19 protein-coding genes and 1 pseudogene are annotated in these 20454 nt (G+C 61.1%); 14 read left to right on the top strand and 6 right to left on the bottom strand.

Features of this window, described 5'->3' with window-relative positions; all coding sequences use genetic code 11:
* Nucleotides 1-138: 138 nt before the first annotated feature.
* The 3 genes from ACSQ3F_RS13455 to kduD all read left to right on the top strand — a co-directional run bounded on the left by ACSQ3F_RS13455 (nt 139) and on the right by kduD (nt 3183).
* Entirely contained in the window at nt 139-1422 is a 1284-nt protein-coding gene (locus tag ACSQ3F_RS13455) for an ABC transporter substrate-binding protein (protein WP_436100672.1), read from the top strand.
* Nucleotides 1423-1593: 171 nt separating this feature from the next.
* The gene (gene kduI / locus ACSQ3F_RS13450; protein ID WP_436100671.1) at nt 1594-2430 is read left to right on the top strand and encodes a 5-dehydro-4-deoxy-D-glucuronate isomerase; all 837 of its coding nucleotides are present in this window, start codon (nt 1594-1596) and stop codon (nt 2428-2430) included.
* A 3-nt stretch (nt 2431-2433) separates the two neighbouring features.
* The gene (gene kduD / locus ACSQ3F_RS13445) at nt 2434-3183 is read left to right on the top strand and encodes a 2-dehydro-3-deoxy-D-gluconate 5-dehydrogenase KduD (protein WP_436100670.1); all 750 of its coding nucleotides are present in this window, start codon (nt 2434-2436) and stop codon (nt 3181-3183) included.
* 34 nt (nt 3184-3217) lie between these two features.
* Here kduD and ACSQ3F_RS13440 read toward each other — a convergent pair whose 3' ends face one another.
* The gene (locus ACSQ3F_RS13440; protein ID WP_436100669.1) at nt 3218-4144 is read right to left on the bottom strand and encodes an SMP-30/gluconolactonase/LRE family protein; all 927 of its coding nucleotides are present in this window, start codon (nt 4142-4144) and stop codon (nt 3218-3220) included.
* Between the two features lie 133 nt (nt 4145-4277).
* Between ACSQ3F_RS13440 and ACSQ3F_RS13435 the strand changes: the two genes are divergently transcribed.
* Nucleotides 4278-5306 (top strand): LacI family DNA-binding transcriptional regulator, encoded by a 1029-nt coding sequence (locus ACSQ3F_RS13435; protein WP_436100668.1) that lies wholly within the window; start codon nt 4278-4280, stop codon nt 5304-5306.
* Nucleotides 5307-5328: 22 nt separating this feature from the next.
* Here the strand turns inward: ACSQ3F_RS13435 and ACSQ3F_RS13430 are convergent, their stop codons facing one another.
* A complete protein-coding gene (locus ACSQ3F_RS13430) occupies nt 5329-6360 on the bottom strand; it encodes an L-idonate 5-dehydrogenase (RefSeq protein WP_436100667.1) in 1032 nt (343 codons plus the stop codon).
* Between the two features lie 16 nt (nt 6361-6376).
* Nucleotides 6377-7318, bottom strand: a complete 942-nt coding sequence (locus ACSQ3F_RS13425; protein ID WP_436100666.1) for a 2-hydroxyacid dehydrogenase — start codon at nt 7316-7318, stop codon at nt 6377-6379.
* 127 nt (nt 7319-7445) lie between these two features.
* On the opposite strand from ACSQ3F_RS13425, the gene ACSQ3F_RS13420 reads away from it, so the two are divergent.
* The 7 genes from ACSQ3F_RS13420 to ACSQ3F_RS13390 all read left to right on the top strand — a co-directional run bounded on the left by ACSQ3F_RS13420 (nt 7446) and on the right by ACSQ3F_RS13390 (nt 13881).
* Nucleotides 7446-8213 carry an SDR family oxidoreductase gene (locus tag ACSQ3F_RS13420; protein WP_436100665.1) on the top strand — a complete coding sequence of 256 codons (768 nt, stop codon included), beginning with the start codon at nt 7446-7448 and terminating at the stop codon, nt 8211-8213.
* A complete protein-coding gene (locus tag ACSQ3F_RS13415; protein ID WP_436100664.1) occupies nt 8182-8724 on the top strand; it encodes a gluconokinase in 543 nt (180 codons plus the stop codon). The genes ACSQ3F_RS13420 and ACSQ3F_RS13415 overlap by 32 nt, the downstream gene beginning before the upstream one ends.
* Nucleotides 8721-9611, top strand: coding sequence for an NAD(P)-dependent oxidoreductase (locus tag ACSQ3F_RS13410; protein ID WP_436100663.1), 891 nt, complete (start codon nt 8721-8723; stop codon nt 9609-9611). Before ACSQ3F_RS13415 ends, ACSQ3F_RS13410 begins: the two co-directional genes overlap by 4 nt.
* Before the next feature lie 89 nt (nt 9612-9700).
* Nucleotides 9701-11197 (top strand): sugar ABC transporter ATP-binding protein, encoded by a 1497-nt coding sequence (locus ACSQ3F_RS13405; protein WP_436100662.1) that lies wholly within the window; start codon nt 9701-9703, stop codon nt 11195-11197.
* A 37-nt stretch (nt 11198-11234) separates the two neighbouring features.
* Nucleotides 11235-12299, top strand: a complete 1065-nt coding sequence (locus tag ACSQ3F_RS13400; RefSeq protein ID WP_436100661.1) for an ABC transporter permease — start codon at nt 11235-11237, stop codon at nt 12297-12299.
* A gap of 50 nt (nt 12300-12349) precedes the next feature.
* Entirely contained in the window at nt 12350-13450 is a 1101-nt protein-coding gene (locus tag ACSQ3F_RS13395; RefSeq protein ID WP_436100660.1) for an ABC transporter substrate-binding protein, read from the top strand.
* Between the two features lie 98 nt (nt 13451-13548).
* Nucleotides 13549-13881 (top strand): hypothetical protein, encoded by a 333-nt coding sequence (locus tag ACSQ3F_RS13390; protein WP_436100659.1) that lies wholly within the window; start codon nt 13549-13551, stop codon nt 13879-13881.
* A 139-nt stretch (nt 13882-14020) separates the two neighbouring features.
* Here the strand turns inward: ACSQ3F_RS13390 and scpB are convergent, their stop codons facing one another.
* Together scpB and ACSQ3F_RS13380 are read right to left on the bottom strand one after the other, a co-directional pair.
* Nucleotides 14021-14650 (bottom strand): SMC-Scp complex subunit ScpB, encoded by a 630-nt coding sequence (scpB, locus tag ACSQ3F_RS13385; RefSeq protein ID WP_436100658.1) that lies wholly within the window; start codon nt 14648-14650, stop codon nt 14021-14023.
* Between the two features lie 68 nt (nt 14651-14718).
* A complete protein-coding gene (locus ACSQ3F_RS13380) occupies nt 14719-15669 on the bottom strand; it encodes a DUF1403 family protein (RefSeq protein ID WP_436100657.1) in 951 nt (316 codons plus the stop codon).
* A gap of 70 nt (nt 15670-15739) precedes the next feature.
* On the opposite strand from ACSQ3F_RS13380, the pseudogene ACSQ3F_RS13375 reads away from it, so the two are divergent.
* Nucleotides 15740-15895: pseudogene (locus ACSQ3F_RS13375) on the top strand (IS6 family transposase); the annotation flags it as partial.
* A gap of 253 nt (nt 15896-16148) precedes the next feature.
* The gene (locus ACSQ3F_RS13370) at nt 16149-17921 is read left to right on the top strand and encodes an adenylate/guanylate cyclase domain-containing protein (protein ID WP_436100656.1); all 1773 of its coding nucleotides are present in this window, start codon (nt 16149-16151) and stop codon (nt 17919-17921) included.
* A 259-nt stretch (nt 17922-18180) separates the two neighbouring features.
* On the opposite strand, the gene ACSQ3F_RS13365 is transcribed toward ACSQ3F_RS13370, so the two are convergent.
* Nucleotides 18181-19254: a LacI family DNA-binding transcriptional regulator gene (locus tag ACSQ3F_RS13365; protein WP_436100655.1), complete on the bottom strand. Its 1074-nt coding sequence runs from the start codon at nt 19252-19254 to the stop codon at nt 18181-18183.
* Nucleotides 19255-19469: 215 nt separating this feature from the next.
* Between ACSQ3F_RS13365 and ACSQ3F_RS13360 the strand changes: the two genes are divergently transcribed.
* Nucleotides 19470-20423 carry a sugar phosphate isomerase/epimerase family protein gene (locus tag ACSQ3F_RS13360; RefSeq protein ID WP_436100654.1) on the top strand — a complete coding sequence of 318 codons (954 nt, stop codon included), beginning with the start codon at nt 19470-19472 and terminating at the stop codon, nt 20421-20423.
* Nucleotides 20424-20454: the final 31 nt, after the last annotated feature.

The following is a 20454-nucleotide window of genomic DNA, read 5'->3' as shown; positions in this document are numbered from 1 at the left end:
CCACCTTCGAAATTTTCATTTTTGTTTGACTTATGGGCAAAAATAGCCATTAAATCATCACGAGGCAATGAAATTCGAACGGTTCATCAATGAAAATATTTTCATTGGCGCCTTAAGGGCCTACAACGGGAGGAATGCATGACCTTGAAAACGCTGAAAATTACCGCGCTCGCACTCGCCTTGACCACGGCTGCCGCGCCGGCCTTCGCCGAGACGATCACTTTCGCCTTCACCGATGACGATCCGAATTATATCGCCATGATGGAAAAGCTGGTCGATCAATTCGAGGCGGAGAACAAAGACATCACCGTCGATTTTGTCACCGCCGGCTATGCGCAGATGATGGAGCAGCTGCCGCTTCAGCTGTCGGTCGGCAAGGGGCCGGATGTGGCGAAGATAACCGCCACCGATCTTCTCCGATTCACCGCCGACCTGCGGCCCCACATGAAGGATCCGGATGGTTTTGCGAAGCTTCACGGAAAGTCGCTGGAACTGATCCGCACGCCGGGTGCGGCAGCCGACAAGATCGGCGGCTATGTCGCCTCGCAGACGCTCAACCAGCCGTTCGTCAACGTGACGCTGTTCGAGCAGGCCGGCGTTCCGCTACCTGCCAAGGGGGCGACGCTCACTGAAATCGTCGATGCATCCGTCAAGGTTGCCAAGGCAACGGGCGTCGAGATTCCCTTCACGATGGACCGCTCCGGTCATCGCTTCTCCGGACCGGCATTTTCCTATGGGGCGCACTTCCTGAAGGACGGACAGCTGATATTCCCCGATCACGCTGCCAAGCGCTATATCGCCGATCTCTATAAATGGACCCAGTCCGGCGCGTTTCCCAAGGAAATGTGGGGTGCGGCGGGCGGAACGCGTTACAAGAACATGGGAGACGAGTTCGCCAGCGGCAACGTCGTGACGTATCTGGCCGGAAACTGGATGGTCAATCCATTCGTCACGAAGATCGGCGACGCTTTCGACTGGACGGCGATCGATCCGCCCTGCGGTGACGCCGGTTGCGTGCCGATGCCGGGATCGACTTTCATCGTCGCCTTCCAGCATACCAAGGCGCCTGAAGCCGCTGCCAAGCTCATCGAATTCCTGGGTTCGGAAAAGGCTCAGCGCGACATTGCCGAGCAGTTCCTGATTCTGCCTGGAGCCCAGATCGACAACCCGCAATACAAGTCCGACAGCCAGAATGCCAAATCCTCGATGGAGGCCTTCGCCCGCAATGTCGGCAACGTTCCGGAAGAAGCGCGGACGATCGAAAGGACGCAAGGGGCAAGCGCCGTCTATGGCTCCATCGTTCAACGCATGAGCCAGCTGATCGTCGGCGAATTGACGCTTGAGGAGACCTACGCTCAGTTGGCAGCCGATGCAGCCGGGGCGAATGTCGAACTTGCCAAGTATGCCGCTGCCGCCAAGTAGCATCGGCGGATACGATCGGCGCCACATCAGGCTGTGGCGCCGATTTGCGTTTCAGCATCTCAAAATCGGCATCCAATTCGAATCTATACGTCTATTCTCGACACGATTAAGCACCGTGCGCCGAAAGGCAGCATGGCGCTTCGCCCGAATGAAAAGCATCAAGGAACGACCATGGACATTCGCGACACAATTCATCCCGAGCATGCCAGAACGCTCGACACGGACGGCCTGCGCGCCCATTTTCACATTTCGGGCCTCTTTGTGCCTGACGCCATGAACATGGCGTATACGCACTATGACCGGGTGATCGTGTTCGGTGTCTGCCCGGTCGCCGGACCAGTCGAGGCACCAGACGACGTTTCCGGCGTGACCGGCACCGATTTCCTGCTGCAACGCCGGGAAATGGGGATCATCAATATTGGTGGGGCGGGCAAGGTCAGCGTTGACGGCGATGTCTTCAGACTAGGGCCGCAGGAAGGGCTTTATATTGGCGCCGGCGCGCGGAACATCGCGTTTTCGAGCGACGACGCGGCGCATCCGGCGAAATTCTACGGCAATTGCGCGCCCGCGCATAAAAACTATCCCAACAAACATGTGACGCTGGAGGAAGCCTCTCCCGTGACGCTCGGCGCACGTGAGACCAACAACGAGCGCACGATCTACCGCTATCTCCACCCCAATGTCATGCCCACCTGCCAGCTCTTGATGGGGCTGACCAAACTGGCGCCCGGCAGCAACTGGAATACGATGCCCGCCCATCTGCATGACCGGCGGATGGAGGTCTACTTCTATTTCGACATGGCACCGGAAGCGGTGGTTTTCCATATGATGGGAAAGCCGCAGGAAACCCGCCACATCGTCATGCGCAATGAGGAAGCAGTCATTTCGCCACCCTGGTCAATTCATTCCGGCTGCGGAACCGGTAACTATACCTTCATCTGGGCGATGTCCGGCGAGAACCAGGTCTTCGAAGACATGGACATGGTGCGGCCGCAGGACCTGAGGTGATCGATGTTTGACCTGACAGGACAGGTGGCGCTCGTGACCGGCGCCCGGACAGGGCTTGGCCAGGCTGCGGCAATCGCCCTTGCCCGGGCCGGAGCCGATATCGCCGCGATCGGGTCGCAGGAGATGCCTGAAACGGCCGAGCGGATCGCAGCCCTTGGACGGCGATTTTTCGCGGTAAAGCAGGATCTCGGATTGCCCTTCGAGGCCGCCGAACTGCTCCAAGCGGTGACGAATACTCTCGGCCGGATCGACATTCTCGTCAACAATGCCGGCATTATCCGGCGCAACGACCTTGCCGACTATTCCCTTGAAGACTGGGATGCCGTCAACGCCGTCAACCTGCGCGCCGTCTTTCAGTTGTCACAGGCGGCCGCGGCCGAGATGGCGCGCGCGGCGCGCGGCGGCCGCATCATCAACATCGCCTCGATGCTCTCCTATCAGGGCGGTATCCGCGTCGTCGCATACACGGCAGCCAAGCACGGTATCGTCGGACTGACGAAAGCCATGGCAAACGAACTGGCCGCTCATGGCATAACGGTCAATGCAATCGCGCCGGGATACATGGCAACCGACAACACATCGGCGCTTCGGCAAGATGCGAACCGCTCGCGCGATATTCTGGCGCGTATCCCGATGGGCCGATGGGGCACGCCGGACGATCTTGCAACCGCCATCCTTTTCCTGGCTTCACCGGCTTCGGGCTACGTCACCGCAACGACAATTCCGGTCGACGGTGGCTGGCTGTCACGGTGAGAGCAAGCAAACCCATGGGAATCCGGCGGGCGGCTCAGCCGAGTTTGCAACCATTTGCCGTCAGGTAAACGGCATAGAGCGAACTCGTCGCCGTGATGAACAGCCGGTTGCGTTTGGCGCCGCCGAAGGTCAGGTTCGAGACGATTTCGGGAATGCGGATTTTGCCGATCAGCGTTCCGTCCGGATCATGGCAATGGACGCCGTCCTCAGCACTTGCCCAGACCCGGCCCATCCGATCGACCCTGAAACCATCGAACAGCCCGCGTGTGCAGGTTGCGAAGACCTCACCACCTGAGAGCGTCCCACCATCTGAAACCGAAAACCGCAGGATATGGCGCGGCCCGTTTTCCAGGTGGCTGGCGCCGGTGTCGGCGACATAGAAAAGCCGCTCGTCCGGCGAGAAGGCAAGACCGTTCGGCTTCTCGAAATCGCCGGCAACTTTTGTAACGGCGCCCGATTGCGGATCGGCGCGATAGACGTGGCAGCCGCCGATCTCTTCCTCACCGTATTCGCCTTCGTAGTCATGCATGATCCCGTAGGATGGATCGGTAAACCAGATCGAGCCGTCGGATTTGACGACGACGTCGTTCGGCGAGTTGAAGCGCTTGCCTTCAAACCTGTCGGCGATGACCTCAACGGTTCCGTCGAAGTCCGTGCGCGTCACCCGCCTTGTCAGGTGTTCGCAGGTTATCAAGCGACCCTGGTTGTCCACCGTATTGCCATTGGAATTGTTCGAAGGCTGCCGGAAGACGGACACGGAACCGCTGGTTTCGTCGAACCGCATCATGCGATTGTTCGGAATGTCCGACCAGACGAGAAAACGGCCGGGAGCAAACCACGCCGGTCCCTCCAGCCACCGCCCGCCTGTCCACAATCGCTCCACACGGGCATGACCGACAAAGCACGCGGCAAAGCGCGTATCCAGAACTTCGAACCCCGTTCCCTCGATCTCCCCGAACATGTCCTCTCCCTTTCCAATGCTAAATTCGCCGCGTGGCGACTGCCCGCGGGCCCGTTGTTTCTTTCGGATGATAGCGATAACATATGCATGCACAAACAAGTTTTTTGCAGCAATCGCCCATGCGGAAACAGCAATGACAAAGATACCCGACGGCAAGACGACCGAAGCCCCGACCATGAGCGATGTGGCCCGTCGGGCCGGCGTTTCGGCGATGACCGTGTCGCGCGCGCTGAAAGAAGGCAGCCATGTTTCCAAGGCGACACGCGAGCGGATAACGCAGGCGATCAACGAGCTCGGCTATGTTCTCGATCAGTCGGCCGGCAGCCTTTCATCCCGGCGCACGGGGTTTGTCGCGGCGATCATCCCTTCGATCAACAATTCGAACTTCTCCGACACGGCGCGCGGCATCACCGATGCGCTCGAGGGAACCGGCCTGCAGCTACTGCTGGGCTACACCGATTATTCTGTCGAACGGGAAGAGGAACTGATCGAAGCCATGTTGCGACGCCGACCCGAGGGCATCATCCTGACCGGCGGCTCCCACACGCCGAAGGGCAGGCGCATGCTCGAACAGGCCGCCATCCCGGTCATCGAGACCTGGGACAGGCCGGCTCAACCGATCGACAAGGTCGTGGGCTTCTCCAATGGCGAGGCGATGGAGCTGCTTGTTGAAACGCTCGCGGCCAAGGGTTACCAGCGCTTCGGCTATATCGGCGGCACCACGGCGCGCGATACACGCGGCAGCCAGCGCCGGGCAGGATTTGTTCGCGCTCTGGAAAGACTGGGCCTTCCGTTCGATCGGGTGATTTCCTTCGGCGTCCCGCCAATCTCCATGGAACAGGGCGCGCAGGCGGTCGTCAGCATGCTGGAGCGCTGGCCGGATACGCAGGTGGCCCTTTGCGTTTCCGATCTTTCGGCCTTCGGCGCGCTGATGGAATGTCAGCGCCGGGGCATGAAAGTCCCGGAGGACATTGCCATTGCCGGTTTCGGTGACTACGAAATCGCCGCCTGCTGTCACCCGCGCATGACGACCATCAACGTCGATTGCTACGGCATCGGCCGCCTGGCGGCGCTCAAACTGATCCAGACCATCCAGGGGGTCGGAATGCCGGACCCCATCACCGTGACGGGCTTTCGCGTCATCGAGCGCGAGAGCACGTGATACGAAGCCTAAGAACAGGCTGCTAAAACGCGATCTGTACCTTCATCGACCGGCTGCGGTCGCCGGCGATGTCGAACGCCGCCACCGCATCGTCGAGACCGAAGACGCCGGTCAGAAGCGGTTTTACATCGACACGGCGGCGATTGATGAGATCGACGGCAAGCGCGAACTCCTCGTGGAACCGGAAGGTGCCGCGCATGTCGATTTCCTTCGACACCACGAGGTTTTGCGGAATGGAGACGTCACCGCCAAGCCCGAGCTGCATCAGGATGCCGCGCGGTTTCAAGACTTCGAGGCCGGAGCGAACGGCGCGCTCGTTGCCGGACGCCTCGAACATCACGTCGAAATACCCCTTGTTGGCCGAATAGGCCGACAGCTTGTCGCCGTCGGTCGCGACATTGATGGTACGATCGACGCCGATGTCCAACGCTTTCGCAAGCACTGCGTCCATCACGTCGGTGGCGACGATCTCCTCGGCACCATGGGCGCGGGCGGCGAGAATGCAGAGCGCCCCGATCGGACCGCAGCCGGTGACCAGCACGCGCTTGCCGAGAAGCGAGCCCGCCCGGTTGACGGCGTGCAGCGTTACGGCGAACGGCTCGGCAAAGGCCGCTTCGTTGATGGAGACGCCGTCGGCTACTTTGTGGCACTGCCAGCCCTCGGCGACCAGACGCTGGCGAAAGGCGCCCTGAATATGCGGCATCGGCATGGCGCTGCCGTAAAAGCGCATGTTGAGGCAATGGTTCTGCTGGCCCTTCAGGCAGTAGTCGCAGGCATTGCACGGCCGGCTCGGCGAAACCGCAACCCGGTCGCCGATGGCGAGCCCCGACACGCCGCTGCCCAGAGCCTTGATCGTGCCGGCGACCTCGTGGCCGAGGATCATCGGTTCCCGCAGCCGGATCGCGCCGAAGCCGCCGTGATTGTAATAGTGCAGATCGGAACCGCAGATGCCGCCCGCCTCGATGGCGATCTCGACCTGACCGGGACCGGCCTCTCCCGTGACGGTATCCTCGATGCGCAAGTCACGGGCTGCGTGGATGACGATGGATTTCATGGCTCCCCCTCCGCTTTCAGGCAACCGGCGTCAGCAGCGGCTGGCCGGAAAAATGCGCCGCCAGATTGTCGCGCACCAGTTTGCCCATCGCCTGACGCGTTTCCACCGTGCCGCTGCCGTGATGCGGTTGCAGAACAACGTTTTTGAGCTGGGAAACCCGCGGATTGATGGCGGGTTCGTTCAGGAACACGTCGAGGCCTGCGCCGCGAATACGGCCATGCTCAAGCGCATCGAGCAGCGCAGCCTCGTCCACGGTCGTACCCCGCGAGATGTTGATAAAGATGCCATCAGGCCCGAGCGCCTCGATCACCTCCGCCGTAACGATACCACGCGTGCCCTCGCCGCCGGCAAGGGTTACGACCAGAAAATCCGATCGCCGGGCAAGCTCCACCAGATCGCTGACGAAGGCATAGGGAAGGTTCGGTTTCGGGGACCGGGCAAAATAGGAGATGGTACAATCGAAGGCCGCCGCACGCCGGGCAAAGGCGGCGCCGATCCTTCCCATGCCGACAACCCCGACGCGCTTGCCGCAGACCCGCGTCGTCAGGTGCATGTTACCCTTGGACCAGCCTCCGTCACGGACATGGGCGTCCCCCTCGGGCAGTTGCCGCGCGACGGCAAGCATCAGGGCCATGCCAAGATCGGCGACGTCCTCAGTCAGGACGTCCGGCGTATTGGTGACGCGAATACCGTTTTCACGGGCGAAGTTGAGTTCGATCGCGTCCGTGCCGACGCCGTAACAGCTGACGATTTCCAGCTTCGGTAGTTTTTTCAGAAGCTCCGCCGAAGCGCCGAGCTCACCTCGCGTCGCCACCGCACGGATGCTGCCCCCCTGCCGAGCCAGGAACGTCTCCCGATCCTCGACCTCCCAAAGCCGATGGATAGTGTAGCGGGTTTCGAGGTCCTCCATATCCCAGGACGGATAGGGCCCGATCATCAGCACCTCTGGTTTCGACATATCTTCCTCCCGAATTTTCTTGCTTGACTTGATATGTTATCGATAACATATGTGTCAATAGAAACCGGCCGCTGTAAAACGTCAGCGCGAAAGAAAATGATCCGGAATGCTGGGAGGCTGTTCATTCATGGGATTTCCACTGTTCGATCTGAGCGGACACCGGGCGCTCGTTACCGGCTCGAGCCAAGGGATCGGCTACGCGCTCGCCGAAGGCCTGGCAGCACATGGTGCCGAGGTGATCATCAACGGCCGCTCGGCTGAAAAGGTCGAAGGCGCGGTCGAAACGCTGCGCCGAGGCGGCTACACCACCCATGCGGCGGTCTTCGACGTGACGAACAAGGAGTCCGTGACGGCGGGCGTCGCCGCAATCGAGGCAAACATTGGCCCGATCGACATTCTCATCAACAATGCCGGCATGCAGTTTCGCACACCGCTCGAAGACTTTCCGGCCGACAAGTGGGAACTCCTGCTCGCCACCAATATTTCCAGCGTCTTTTATGTCGGACAGGCCGTGGCAAGGTACATGATCCCCCGTGGCGCCGGCAAGATCATCAACATCGCCTCGGTGCAGAGCGAAATGGCGCGGCCGGGCATCGCGCCCTATACCGCGACCAAGGGCGCCGTGCGCAACCTCACGCGCGGCATGTGCGCCGACTGGGCGAAACATGGTCTGCAGATCAACGCAATCGCCCCCGGCTATTTCAAGACCCCGCTCAACCAGGCGCTGGTCGATAGCGCCGAATTTTCCGGCTGGCTGGAAAAGCGCACCCCGGCGGGCCGCTGGGGCAATGTCGATGAACTGGTCGGATCGGCGGTCTTTCTTGCCGGCAAGGCATCCTCTTTCGTGAACGGACACACGCTCTATGTCGATGGCGGCATCACCACCTGCCTTTAAGGACCTGATCGTCGTCATGGGCGTCAGCGGTTGCGGCAAGTCGTCGATCGGCGAGCGGCTGGCGGATCATCTCGGCCTGCCCTTCGTCGAGGGCGACAGCCTGCATCCGGCCGAAAACATCGCCAAGATGTCGGCCGGCATTCCTCTTGACGATGACGATCGCTGGCCCTGGCTGGAGATCATCGGAAATCAGCTCGAACAAGCACGTGCGACAGGCATTGTCATTTCCTGCTCGGCGTTGAAGCGTGCCTACCGCGACCGTCTGCGGCAGGCGGCAGGCGCCCCCCTAGCCTTCGTCTATCTCAAGGGCACAAGAGACATTCTGCTGGACCGGACGACCGAGCGTCCGGGCCATTTTTTCAAGGCCTCGCTGCTCGACAGCCAGTTGGCGACACTGGAAAGCCCCGAAGGCGAGGACCACGTTGTGATCGTCGATATCGCCCCCTCGCCGGATGTCATTACCGTCATGGCCCTCGAAGGCCTTGCCGCCCTGAACGGAGTTGAACCATGACCGACACGCAAGCCTGCAAGGTCGCCGTCATCGGCGCCGGGATCATGGGGTCGGCGATTGCCACAAGATTGATCGAGACGGGACAGACCGTCACCGTCTTTGATCTCGACAAGGCCAAGGTCACGGCGCTGACGGACAAGGGGGCGTCGGCAGCCGCGTCGGTGTACGAGGCGACGCGGGCCAGCGACTTCGTCATCCTTAGCCTCAACCACGCCAATATCGTGCGCGCCGTCGTGTTCGGTGCCGAAGGTGTCAGCGCGGGCGCAGATGCAACCAAGATTTTGATCGACATGTCCTCGATCGACCCCGCCGATACGGCGGAAATGGCTGCAAGACTGGCAAGCGCGACCGGCATGAAATGGGTCGATTGCCCACTGTCCGGCGGCGTCCCCGGTGCGCTCGGTGGCCGGCTGACAATCATGGCAGGCGGTGAGGAAGCCGATTTCGAGCGGGCTCGTACCGTGATGCAGCACCTCGCCCGCAACTATACGCTGATGGGCGGCAGCGGCGCAGGCCAGACGACGAAACTCATCAACCAACTCTTCTGCGCGGTGATCTTCCAGGCCGTGGCGGAAGCGACGAAACTCGCCGAGGCGGGAGGCGTCGATGCCGCATCCATTCCGGCCGCCCTTGCTGGCGGCCGTGCCGACAGCAGTATAATGCAGGAATTCATGGGCAAGTTCGCCGCCCGCGACTACACGCCGACCGGCCGGATCGACAATATGCTGAAGGATCTGGATTCGCTGCAGGCCTTCGCTTTGAAGACGAAGACGCCTCTGCCGATAACCGGCCAGGTCGTCGAAATCCACCGTCTGCTCTGCGCCGCGGGGCTCGGCGCGCGCGATTCCGCCGAAATGATGCGCCTGCTCGACGGCACCCTCGCCTGAGAAAATTCGGACCGAAGTGACTTCGGTCCTTGACTATCCGGATATGTTATCGATAACATACATCAATCGATGCTTTGGGAGGAGCAGGGATGGACAATCGCAAACTCATCGAGTTCAGGGGGATTACCAAGGTCTTTGGTGGCACCCGCGCGCTCGAAAATGTCTCCATCGACCTGCTCCCCGGTGAAATCCTCGCCCTTCTCGGTGAAAATGGCGCCGGCAAGTCGACACTCATCAAGACGCTTGCCGGTATCTACAAGCCGGATGGCGGCCAGATCCTGTTTCGCGGCGAGCCCTACAGTCACCGCCCGCCCAAACCGAATGAGCGCCAGCCGGTCGCCTTCATCCACCAGGACCTGGGTCTTGTCGAATGGATGACCGTTGGCGAGAATGTCGGCCTGGCGCAGGGCTTTTCGATGCGTTCGCGGTTGATCGACTGGCGCCGGACGGAAGATCGCGCCCGGGAAGCACTCGAACTTGTCGGCTGCAACTTCGATCCGAGCACCCGGGTTCAGGACCTGACCCGCACCGAAAAATCGCTGGTGGCGATTGCTCGCGCACTCGCCGTCGAAGCTGACGTGTTGGTGCTCGACGAGCCGACCGCCAGCTTGCCCGCCGACGAGGTGGAACGGCTCTTCAATGCCATCCGCCCGCTCAAGGAACGCGGTGTCGGCATGATCTATGTGTCGCATCGCCTGGACGAGATCTTCCGCATTGCCGACCGGGTGGCCGTGCTGCGCGACGGCCGGTTGGTGGGGCAGCGCCCGGTCGCCGAGACAAGGCCGGACGATCTGATCGAGATGATCGTCGGCCGTCCCGCCAACCAGCTTTTCGTGAAAGCACCATGCAAGCCGGGCAAGGCTGTTCTGGCCGCCCGCGACCTCATCTGCACCGGCACCGGCCCGGTATCATTCGACGTCCGCCAGAACGAACTTCTCGGCCTCGTTGGCCTGCGCGGCGCCGGCCAGGAATTGATCGGCCGGGCCTTGTTCGGTTGCGAGGCCTTCGCAGGTTCCATTCGCCTGAACGGCGAAGAACCGGATCTGGCAAACCCCGTCGCGGCGATGAAATCCGGCATCGGCCTGATCGCGCGCGATCGTACCGAGGAATCCGTCGCGATGTCGCTGTCGCTTCGGGAAAACACTTTCCTCAATCCGGGCGCATCCGGCCGTGGCCTGTTCTCGTTCCTGTCTCCGGCCAGCGAAGCCGAGCAGGCCCGCACGATCGGCGAGACCGTCGGCCTTCGTCCGAACGACCAGAGCCTGCCGATCGAGGCGCTGTCGGGCGGCAACCAGCAAAAGGTGGTCGTTGGCCGTTGGCTGGCAACGGGCCGCAAACTGCTCGTTGCCGAAGACCCTACGGCCGGTGTCGATATCGGCGCCAAGGCCGAGATCTATAAGCTGATCGCCCGGGCGCTCGAAGCGGGCCTTGCCGTCGTCGTCGTCTCGACCGACTTCGAGGAAATCGCCCATATCTGCCATCGCGCCCTGGTGTTTTCACGCGGCCGCATCGTCGCCGAACTTCAGGGCGACGTCCTCACCACATCCGCCGTCATTTCCGCCGCTTCAGCGTCGGAAGCCGCCTGAGCCTGAAAAGACTGAGAGACCACGGGAGCCTAGAACCATGCAATCGATCGAATCCACCGCGCTTGAACCGACGCGCAGCGAACTGGCGGGACTGACCACAGGCCAGAGGATCGCCCGCTATATCCCGGTCTACGGTCTGGTCATCCTGACAGTTCTTCTGATCGTCCTGTTCTCGCTGCTGCTGCCGCAGACCTTCCCGACGCTTCTCAACCTGCGCTCGATCGTTTCCGACAAGGCGATCATCGCCCTCCTGTCGCTGGCGGCGATGATCCCGATGGCGTCCGGTAGGATCGACCTCACGGTCGGCTACGGCATCGTGCTCTGGCACATTCTGGCAATCAGCCTGCAGACCATGTTCGGCGTGCCGTGGCCGGTCGCCGTCGTTATCGTGCTTGCCCTCGGCGCCTTCACCGGCTTCCTGAATGGCCTTCTCGTCGAGGTGGCGCGGATCGACAGTTTCATCGCCACGCTCGGCACCGGCACGATCCTTTATGCGCTGGCGCTCTGGCACACGGGTGGCCGGCAGGTGGTCGGCGTCCTGCCGGACGGTTTTTACGCGCTCAATGGCACCATGGTCCTCGGCCTGCCGATCACCGGCTTCTACGTGCTGTTGCTGGCGGCCGCCCTCTGGATCATTCTCGAATACCTGCCGATCGGCCGCTACGTCTATGCTATCGGCGCCAATCCCAAGGCGGCAGCGCTGAACGGCATCCCGGTCCGCCGTTTCGTCATTGGCGCCTTTGTCTCGTCCGGAACGCTCGCGGCACTTGCCGGCGTGCTGCTCGCCTCGAAGCTGCGCATCGGCCAGGCAAGCGTTGGGCTTGAATATCTGCTTCCGGCACTCGTCGGCGCCTTTCTCGGCTCCACAACCATCAAGCCCGGCCGCGTCAATGTCTGGGGCACGATGACCGGCGTCATCATTCTGGCCGTCGGCATCTCGGGCATCCAGCAGATCGGCGGCTCGTTCTTCGTCGAGCCCCTCTTCAATGGCGTCACCCTGCTCGTTGCCATCGGCATCGCCGGCTACGCCCAGCGCAAACGCGGCGCCGCCGGCAAGGCGGCGGCACCCGGTCCGCTGCAAGCAAGACCACCAAAGAACTGACGGAAACACCGATCGTGCAAAACGCACCATCTTCACAGGGAGGAAGAACCATGAAACGCAGAACACTGATCCAGGGCTCGGTCGCCATGCTGGCGCTGATGCTGGCCGGCCCGGCACTGGCCGATGCCACGGCGGACGCCAAGGCGATGGTCGACAAATACGCCACCCGCGTCACGGCCTGGGACGGCCCGAAGGCAAGCCCGAAGGCGCAGGAGGGCAAGACGATCGTCGTGCTCGCCGGCGACCTGAAGAATGGCGGCATTCTGGGGGTCACCACCGGCGTCGAGGAAGCAGCCAAAGCAATCGGCTGGGAAGTCAAGGTTCTCGACGGCGCTGGCTCGATCGGCGGCCGCACGGCAGCCTTCGGCCAGGCCATGGCGCTGAAGCCCGCCGGCATCATCATCAACGGCTTCGATGCCGTCGAGCAGGGTCCGGCGCTGGAACAGGCCAAGGCCGCGGGCATTCCGCTGGTTGCCTGGCATGCGGGTCCGGTCATCGGCCCGGATGAAAAAACCGGCCTCTTCGCCAATGTCAGCACGGACGCGATGGAAGTTTCCAAGGCTGCGGCCAACTGGGCCTATACCGATGCCGGTGGCAAACCGGGCGTGATCATCTTCACTGACAGCACCTACGCCATCGCCATTGCCAAGGCCGACAAGATGAAGGCCGAGATAGAGGCGCTCGGCGGCACGGTGCTCGAATATGTGGATACGCCGATTGCCGAAACCTCGCAGCGCATGCCGCAGCTGACGACGTCGCTGTTGCAGAAATACGGTGACCAGTGGACCCACTCGCTTGCCATCAACGATCTCTATTTCGACTTCATGGGCCCCTCTCTCGCGGCCGCCGGCAAGGGCGGCACGGACGCGCCGATCAACGTCGCCGCCGGCGACGGCTCGGAATCGGCCTATCAGCGCATCCGCGCCGGCCAGTTCCAGAAGGTAACGGTCGCCGAACCGCTGAACCTGCAGGGCTGGCAGCTCGTCGACGAGCTGAACCGCGCCTTCGCGGGCGAACAGTGGTCAGGCTACCTCTCGCCCCTCCACGTCGTCACGGCTGATAATGTCGAGTTCGACGGCGGACCGAAGAACAGCTTCGACCCGGACAATGGCTACCGCGACGAATACAAGAAAATCTGGGGCAAGATGTAACGACGACCTCCCAGGAGCTGGGCACCGCGAATGGTGCCCCTTTTTCTTCAGCCTCTTTTCTTCAGCCTTGTGAAATCCCGCCAGCCGAAAGCAGTATCATGATCATTCGCTATGCCCTCTTCGAAGGGGAAATTCATCCAGGCAAGGAAGCCGAATTCCGTGCCTATGTGAAGGAAAGGCTCGTGCCGCTCTGGACCCGGTTTCCGGGCGCCGAGGAGGTGCGCGTGCTGGACGGAGCCGATCGCGACGAGGGAGCACCAGCCTTCGCCATGGCGCTCGCCATCCGCTATCCCGATATCGAGACCTGCAACAGGGCGCTGCAGTCCGACGTGCGTTTCGAAAGCCGCGCTGTCACCGGCGGACTGCTTGAGATGTTCTCTGGGCGCGTCCATCACCATGTTTTCACGGCGAACGAATATCCGACGGTGTAGGAGGATGTCTCGCTGAAATCCGCATTGCAGCGCCGCTACGTCAAACATGACGCGCAAAGGACGCTGTAACACTTTAAATCCGCTGCATAATTCCTTAAATCGATTTCGATTTAAGGAATTATGCAGCAGCCGCGTCTGCTCATTCCTCGCCACTTTCTTCAGACATTGTCGTGTCGATTTCCGCGGCCATCGTCCTGTCACGGCTGAGCAGTCCTGCGTCCTCGAGCATCTCGATATCAGGCAGATCGCGCAGGGTGTCGAAGCCGAAGGCGGACAGGAATACCGGCGTCGTGACGTACGTATACGGCGCCCCTGGCAGCGGGCTGCGTGGGCCCGAAACAATGAGCTCAAGCGAACGCAGGCTGCCGATCAGGTCGCGGCTGATCTCTTTGCCGAAAATCTTCGAAAGTTCTGCGCGCGTCACCGGCTGTAAATAGCCGATCGCCATCAACACCGCCGCCTCATCAGCACTGAGATCGGCGGTTGCCCGAGTTGGCGCGCCGGATGCACGGATCACGCCGGCATAGGCGGGTTTGGTACGATGCTGCCAGCCGCCGGCGACGGATACCAGATCATACGGCCGGCTGCGCAGCTCCTCACGCAGATCGTCGATCAAAAGGTCAATGCTGCAATTGCGGCCGACGACCCCGGCCAGCGTTTCGCGGCGCACCGGCGTCGCCGAAGCAAAGATGACCGCCTCGACGCGCTGCATCCATTCGCGCCAGCGCAATTCTGGCGGCAGGTCGGCGAGCTCGGTGTCGAGCAGCACGTTGTCCGAACGTCTACGCTGACGATCCGCCCGTCCGACCCTGGCCGCGTTTGCTTGTCTTGCCACGTTCACAACCCGTAGATCCGGAACGTCGATCGCCCGGACAATTCGCGCACAGCGTCGAATTCGATCAGGCGCTCGAACAGTCGGCGGCTGGCCCAGCGCGACAGCTTTGCGGTTCGTAGCGCGCCGGAAACGGCGTCCTCGTCGAGCAAGAGGCGGATTGCCTCGCCTGCCCCCTTGGCCCGCAGCTTCGGCGCAACCGCCGCCAGCCGATCGGCACGCCTGGCAACCTCCGCGGCCAGCCGGCACGCCTCGGCCGACGCCTGCGCCAGAGCCAGACACACCGCCCGCTCAAATCCCAGCTCGCCCGGACGCATACGGCCCCTGCCCGTCTCAACACGAAACGCGGTCGAAGCACGCTGCGCCATCAAGAGCGGGACCGGACGGTCCCAGCGCAGTCTTTGCGCCAGCATCCAGTCGGCCAGCCACCAGGCGAGCACTTCGGCATCCGGACGGATGGTGCAAAGCTCCGTGACGATCGCGGCAGCGGCAAAGGGGGCCGTCCTTCCCGCTTGATTGACGTCATCGATCATCGCCGGGATGGTGGCGAGTTCATCGCCCCAGCGGATAGCGAAGAGGTCGGCGAGTTCGCGCAGCACCTTCGTATCGATCGTCGCCATCCGGGCCGCCAGCCGTTTGTAGGCCGCGAAGATGCGGCCGGCCGGCCCCAAATCATCGGCGGAACCGCGCAGGACCCAGACATCGCGCAAGGCCGCCTCGTCCTCGGATCGGCCGGCAAGCCGCACAGCGGATACGGCACATTTCAGCGCCAGGCGCTGACGCCAGACACCGGCCCAATCCGGTTGCATCCGCACCAGCGTGTCGAGAGCATTCAATGCTGCGCCTGCCAGGAAGGCGGCGTCCGCGTCGCTGGTAACGGGTCCGCGCGGGACCGCCCACGCCGGAACAACGGGCATTCGGTCTGGCGGGGCAGTCTGGGAATCGGACTTCGACATCGGGGGAGCTTAGGTCAAGAGATCGCTTTGCACCACAGAATTGTTTAAAACCGCACAGCATGGTAACCCGCGGTCGCCGGGCGGGCTGCAACGCTTCTCGTCCGTCTTTTCGGCGGTCCGAAATCTCTTCGTTCCGCCTCGCTCGAAAAACTCAGCCATCGCCGTCCATCTGCATCGCCTTAGGGCGATCGCTCATTGGAAGGCCGTTGCCGGCGTGGTCGTCTGATCCAGGCATCTGTCCAAAAACGCGCCTGCGAATTTAACCTGACATTACCCTTTGAACCGTCGCCGAGTTGTTGGGGCACCCGATCGCCGAAATTGCGCACCCGCCTCTCTCGACCGTGCGCCGAGCTTCTTTCAGAAGACGGCGCTAAATTAGATAGGCGATTCCATTGGGGTGCTATAGAATCGTCCCGGACCGCTTTGATCGCCCAGTCCGGAAGAAGGCGCATCCTTTTTATCGTTATGTTGGCAAATCAATGGAACAGAGACTAGCAGCAGTCCTAGCGGCCGATATGGCAGGCTATAGCCGGCTGATGGAGGCCGATGAAGCAGGCACGCTCGCCCGCCTCAGAACGCACCGGATAGAATTGATCGATCCCGCCATCGCAAAGAACAAGGGCCGGATCATCAAGACGACGGGCGACGGCATGCTCGTGGAGTTCCAGAGCGTGACTGATGCAGTAAAGTGCGCCGTGGAGATCCAGCAGCGCATGCAGCGGCGAAATGCGGACGTGCCTCAGGATCGGCGGATCGAATTCAGGATCGGCATCAATCTTGGCGACATTATTTTCGAAGACGAGGACATTTTCGGCGATGGTGTGAATATTGCTTCTCGTATTGAGCAGCTGGCCGACGTAGGCGGTATCTGTGTCACCGCCGCGGTGGCAATACAAGTTGCCGATCGTCTCGAAGTCTCCATCGAGGATCTGGGGGAGAAGACGCTGAAAAATATAAGCCGTCCTGTTCGTCTGTTTCGTATCGGGGTTGAGCACTCCGCCTTGCCCGCTCAGCCGGCGGATTTCGATGCAAAGCGATCTGTCTCCAAACCCTCGATAGTGGTTCTGCCGTTCAACAACATGAGCGGCGATCCCGATCAGGAGTTTTTCGCGGATGGTCTGACCGAAGACATCCTCACCGAATTGTCTCGCCGCCACGAGTTGTTCGTCATCTCACGCAACTCCAGTTTCGTGTACAAGAACCGAGCCGTAAACGTGCGCGAAATCGCCGAGAAACTCGGGGCTCAATACCTGGTGGAGGGAAGCGTCCGCAAGATCGGCGATAGGGTGCGCGTAACGGTCCAGCTCATCGACGCGGCCAATGATGCTCATATCTGGGCAGATAGATACGACCGGAGGTTGGACGATATATTTGCGATCCAGGATGAAATAACAGCGGCGATAGCCGCAACCTTGCCCGGGCGCGTCGAGGCGGCCCAGCGCGACCAGCTTGCGCGGACGAAACCTGCAAACATGGCCGCATACGAGTGCGCCCTGGCCGCCAAGGTGCTGCATCACAGAGGCACCGTTGCGGACAATAAGCAGGCGCAGTCCCTGATAGATCGGGCCGTCGCGCTCGACCCGGATTATGCCCACGCCCATGCTTGGCGGGCGTGCATTCTCGGCCAGGCCTGGGTCCACGGCTGGTGCGAAGACAAGGATGCCGTCTGGAGCGAAATCGTTGCTGCGCTGGATCGGGCGCTGGCGCTGGATGACAACGATGCCGACGTGCATCGCATTCTGGCCGCGGTGAGCGTGAACAACAACGAGCTGACCACAGCGCGTTATCACCAGGAGCGTGCCCTTTCCCTCAATCCCAACTACGACCTTGTGGTGGTTCAGCAAGGGGAACTGTTGACCTGGCTGGGGCGGCCCGAAGAGGGAATCGAATGGATCCGCAAGGCAATGCGGCTGAATCCCCATCACCCTGAAAGATTTTGGAGTCATCTTGGAAAAGCACACTTCGCTGCGCATCAGTATGGCGAGGCGATCGAAGCATTCATGCACCTGTCCGTCATGGATGACGTCCAGCACGCATTCGTCGCTGCATGTTACGGCTGGCTTGGCGATGAGATCGCTGCTGCAGCGCATATGAAGAAGGTTAGAACGCTCCTCCCCAAATTCGGCGTCGAATCCTTCCTCGCCACCTTGCACTACGCTCAGCAATCCGACGTGGAGCACCTCCGCGAAGGGCTTGTCAAAGCGGGAGCGGACGACGGTTCTCCGGCAGCGAACGACCTCGCGACGCAGTAGAACCTGTTCGATCGGCGATACCGTTCGGCCGATGAGAATCTTCGTCGGCGGCGAGGCGCAGCGTGTTGTCACCCTTTTCAGGCGCAATTCGACGCGGATGTGGGGTCACGACCCGCGCTGGTCGCGACCCCATTGCTTTTCAATTTTTGCGGCGCTTCAGATCGTTGTCGCGGATCTCCCGCAGGGCGACCTTTGGTGCTGAGCCGTGTACCAAGGGCTCGACTTTTTTTTGCTTCGCCATTGGGCCAGAAACTCGACTTCATGCCGCCTTCACGGGGCCGATGCTGCGGCGCTTGACGAAAGCGCTGGGTAGAACCGATTTTAGCGGGATATTCCAGGCAGGATCAGACAGGCGGCGCAGCAAATTTTCGGCCGCCAGCGCACCCATTTCTTCAACCGGCTGCCGGATGCTTGAAAGCGGCGGCTCGCAGAACTCGCTCACCGGCGCACAGTCGAAGCCGATGATCGACAAGTCCTCCGGAACACGCCAGCTTTTTTCGCGGATACGGCTGATGAAAGCGATGGCCATGTCGTCTTCGGTTGCGATCACCGCCGTCGGCTTCGTGGTCAGCTGGTCGAAATCCTCTGCCGCTTCGATACCGATCTGAAAGCCGCGTTGATAGCTGAGCCGCCCCCCGGAACGCACCACGTTCTGTTCCGTCAGTCCGCCATCATGCAGCGCGTCGACAACACCCTTGTATCGTTCAACGTCGTGATAATTGCCTGCCGGGCCTGCGATATAAAGAAAGCTCCGGTGACCCAGCGCGATCAGTTCGCCGGTCGCTTCCCTCATTGCCTGCCGATCATTGGTGACAACGCTGGGAATGGAGGCGCTGCTCAAATCGAAAAGCATTGAGACGATCGGCAGGCCGGCATCCGCAAGCGACCGGCCACCGATCTCCGGCAGTTCGGAGGACAGGATGATTGTCCCGCGAACCGAGCCGCCGAAAGCGAGATTGAGAACGTGCCGTTCCGAAATTTCGTCGCGATCGAGGTTGGCGATCAGGAGCGTGTAGCCGTTCTGGATCAGCGCTTGATTGATGCTTTGCAGCGCCTGCGGGATGATCTGGGAAGCGCCATATTGGAGCGATCCAGGCAGAACGATCATAATGATATCGGATTTGCCGATCCTCAAGCTGCGGGCCATCGCATTGGGGGTGTAGCCGAGCTTGTCGGCTGCGGCCGCGATTTTGACACGTGTCTTCTCATTCACACGACCAGGATTGGCAAGTGCCCGGCTGACCGTTGATATCGCCACACCCGCCAGTGCTGCGACATCCGCCATTAACGGACCACCTGATTCTCCAGTTGGCAAGTTTTTGTTTTTTTTCAATTTTTTTATTCTCTCCACGCAACCTGGGTGTGAATGCTACGGCAATCGATGGCGTTTAGCAAACGATTGCCAAAAACCGCTTGCATAAAAAATCGACTTGGCTATTATTTAGCCATGGCAAACGATTGCCATCTTTAATGAATTGAAATTATTGGGATATTTTCGCGGGATATTGACCCCGCGGGCGATACTCCATGCGCAAAGACGGAACGAGCATGTCTTCAGACCATAGGCTTCGCTTTGGTGTCGATCTTGTTACCTTTTCGCACCCCGGATTCTGGCGTGTTGAAACTGAAGCGCAGATAGCCGAGTTCGCGGCGAACTCTCCCGTTGAATTTTGGACACGCATTCTCGACGGCGTGCAGGCGACCGGCTTGACCGGTATTGAACTGACGTTTGCGCCCTATAACTGGCAGCACGCGGTCGAAAGTTTTGGCTCGGTCGGGGGCTTTGCGGCAGAACTGTGCAGACGCAACCTGCAACTGACCGGTGGTTTTTTTGCCGAGCTTGAAGCAGGTGGCGACATCACCGACCCGGCGGATCAGGCGGCCTTCATCGCAAAGGCGGAAAAATATGCCGATTTCCTGAAAGCTTGTGGTGCCGACATCATGGTTGTCGGTGCGCCGATGCGTCAAACCCTTGGGGCCAAGCCCGTTGCCTTCTTCGATTTTGATCTCGCTCGCAAGATTGCCGATTTCCTCAACCGGCTCGGCGCGATTCTTTACGCCAAAGGTGTGCGGCTGGCGCTTCACACCGAGGCCCACTCTGTCTTTGCCGCTGCGCGCGACGTCGACTTGCTCATGCTGCTCACCGATCCCGCCTATGTGCATATGTGCCCGGACACAGCCCATATCATTGTCGCCGGTTCCGATCCGGTCCAGCTCGTAGACCGCCACCATGAGCGCGTCATCATTGCACACTGGAAGGACGCGCTCGGCCCCATGCCCGCGGATACGCCGATCGGCGAAGATATCCATGCGCGCCATCAGGCCTATTTCTGCGGCTTTGGACTTGGCCGCGTCGACTGGCCCGCATGGGTGCGCCTTTTGAGAGACCGCGCCTATGAGGGGTGGGCCATTCTCGAACTGGATGCCGCGCCCGATCCCGTTGCCGATCTGACGACCGGGCTGAAACTGGTGAGGCAGTCGCTTTTGCCAATCTATTGCTGACTTTCAACATCGGAACCAAGCCCCGTAAAGA

It is taken from the genome of Pararhizobium sp. LjRoot238, assembly GCF_964252955.1.
GTDB lineage: Bacteria > Pseudomonadota > Alphaproteobacteria > Rhizobiales > Rhizobiaceae > Pararhizobium.
Note: the sequence above shows the minus strand (reverse complement) of the source record. Positions and strands in the feature narration are given on the sequence as shown.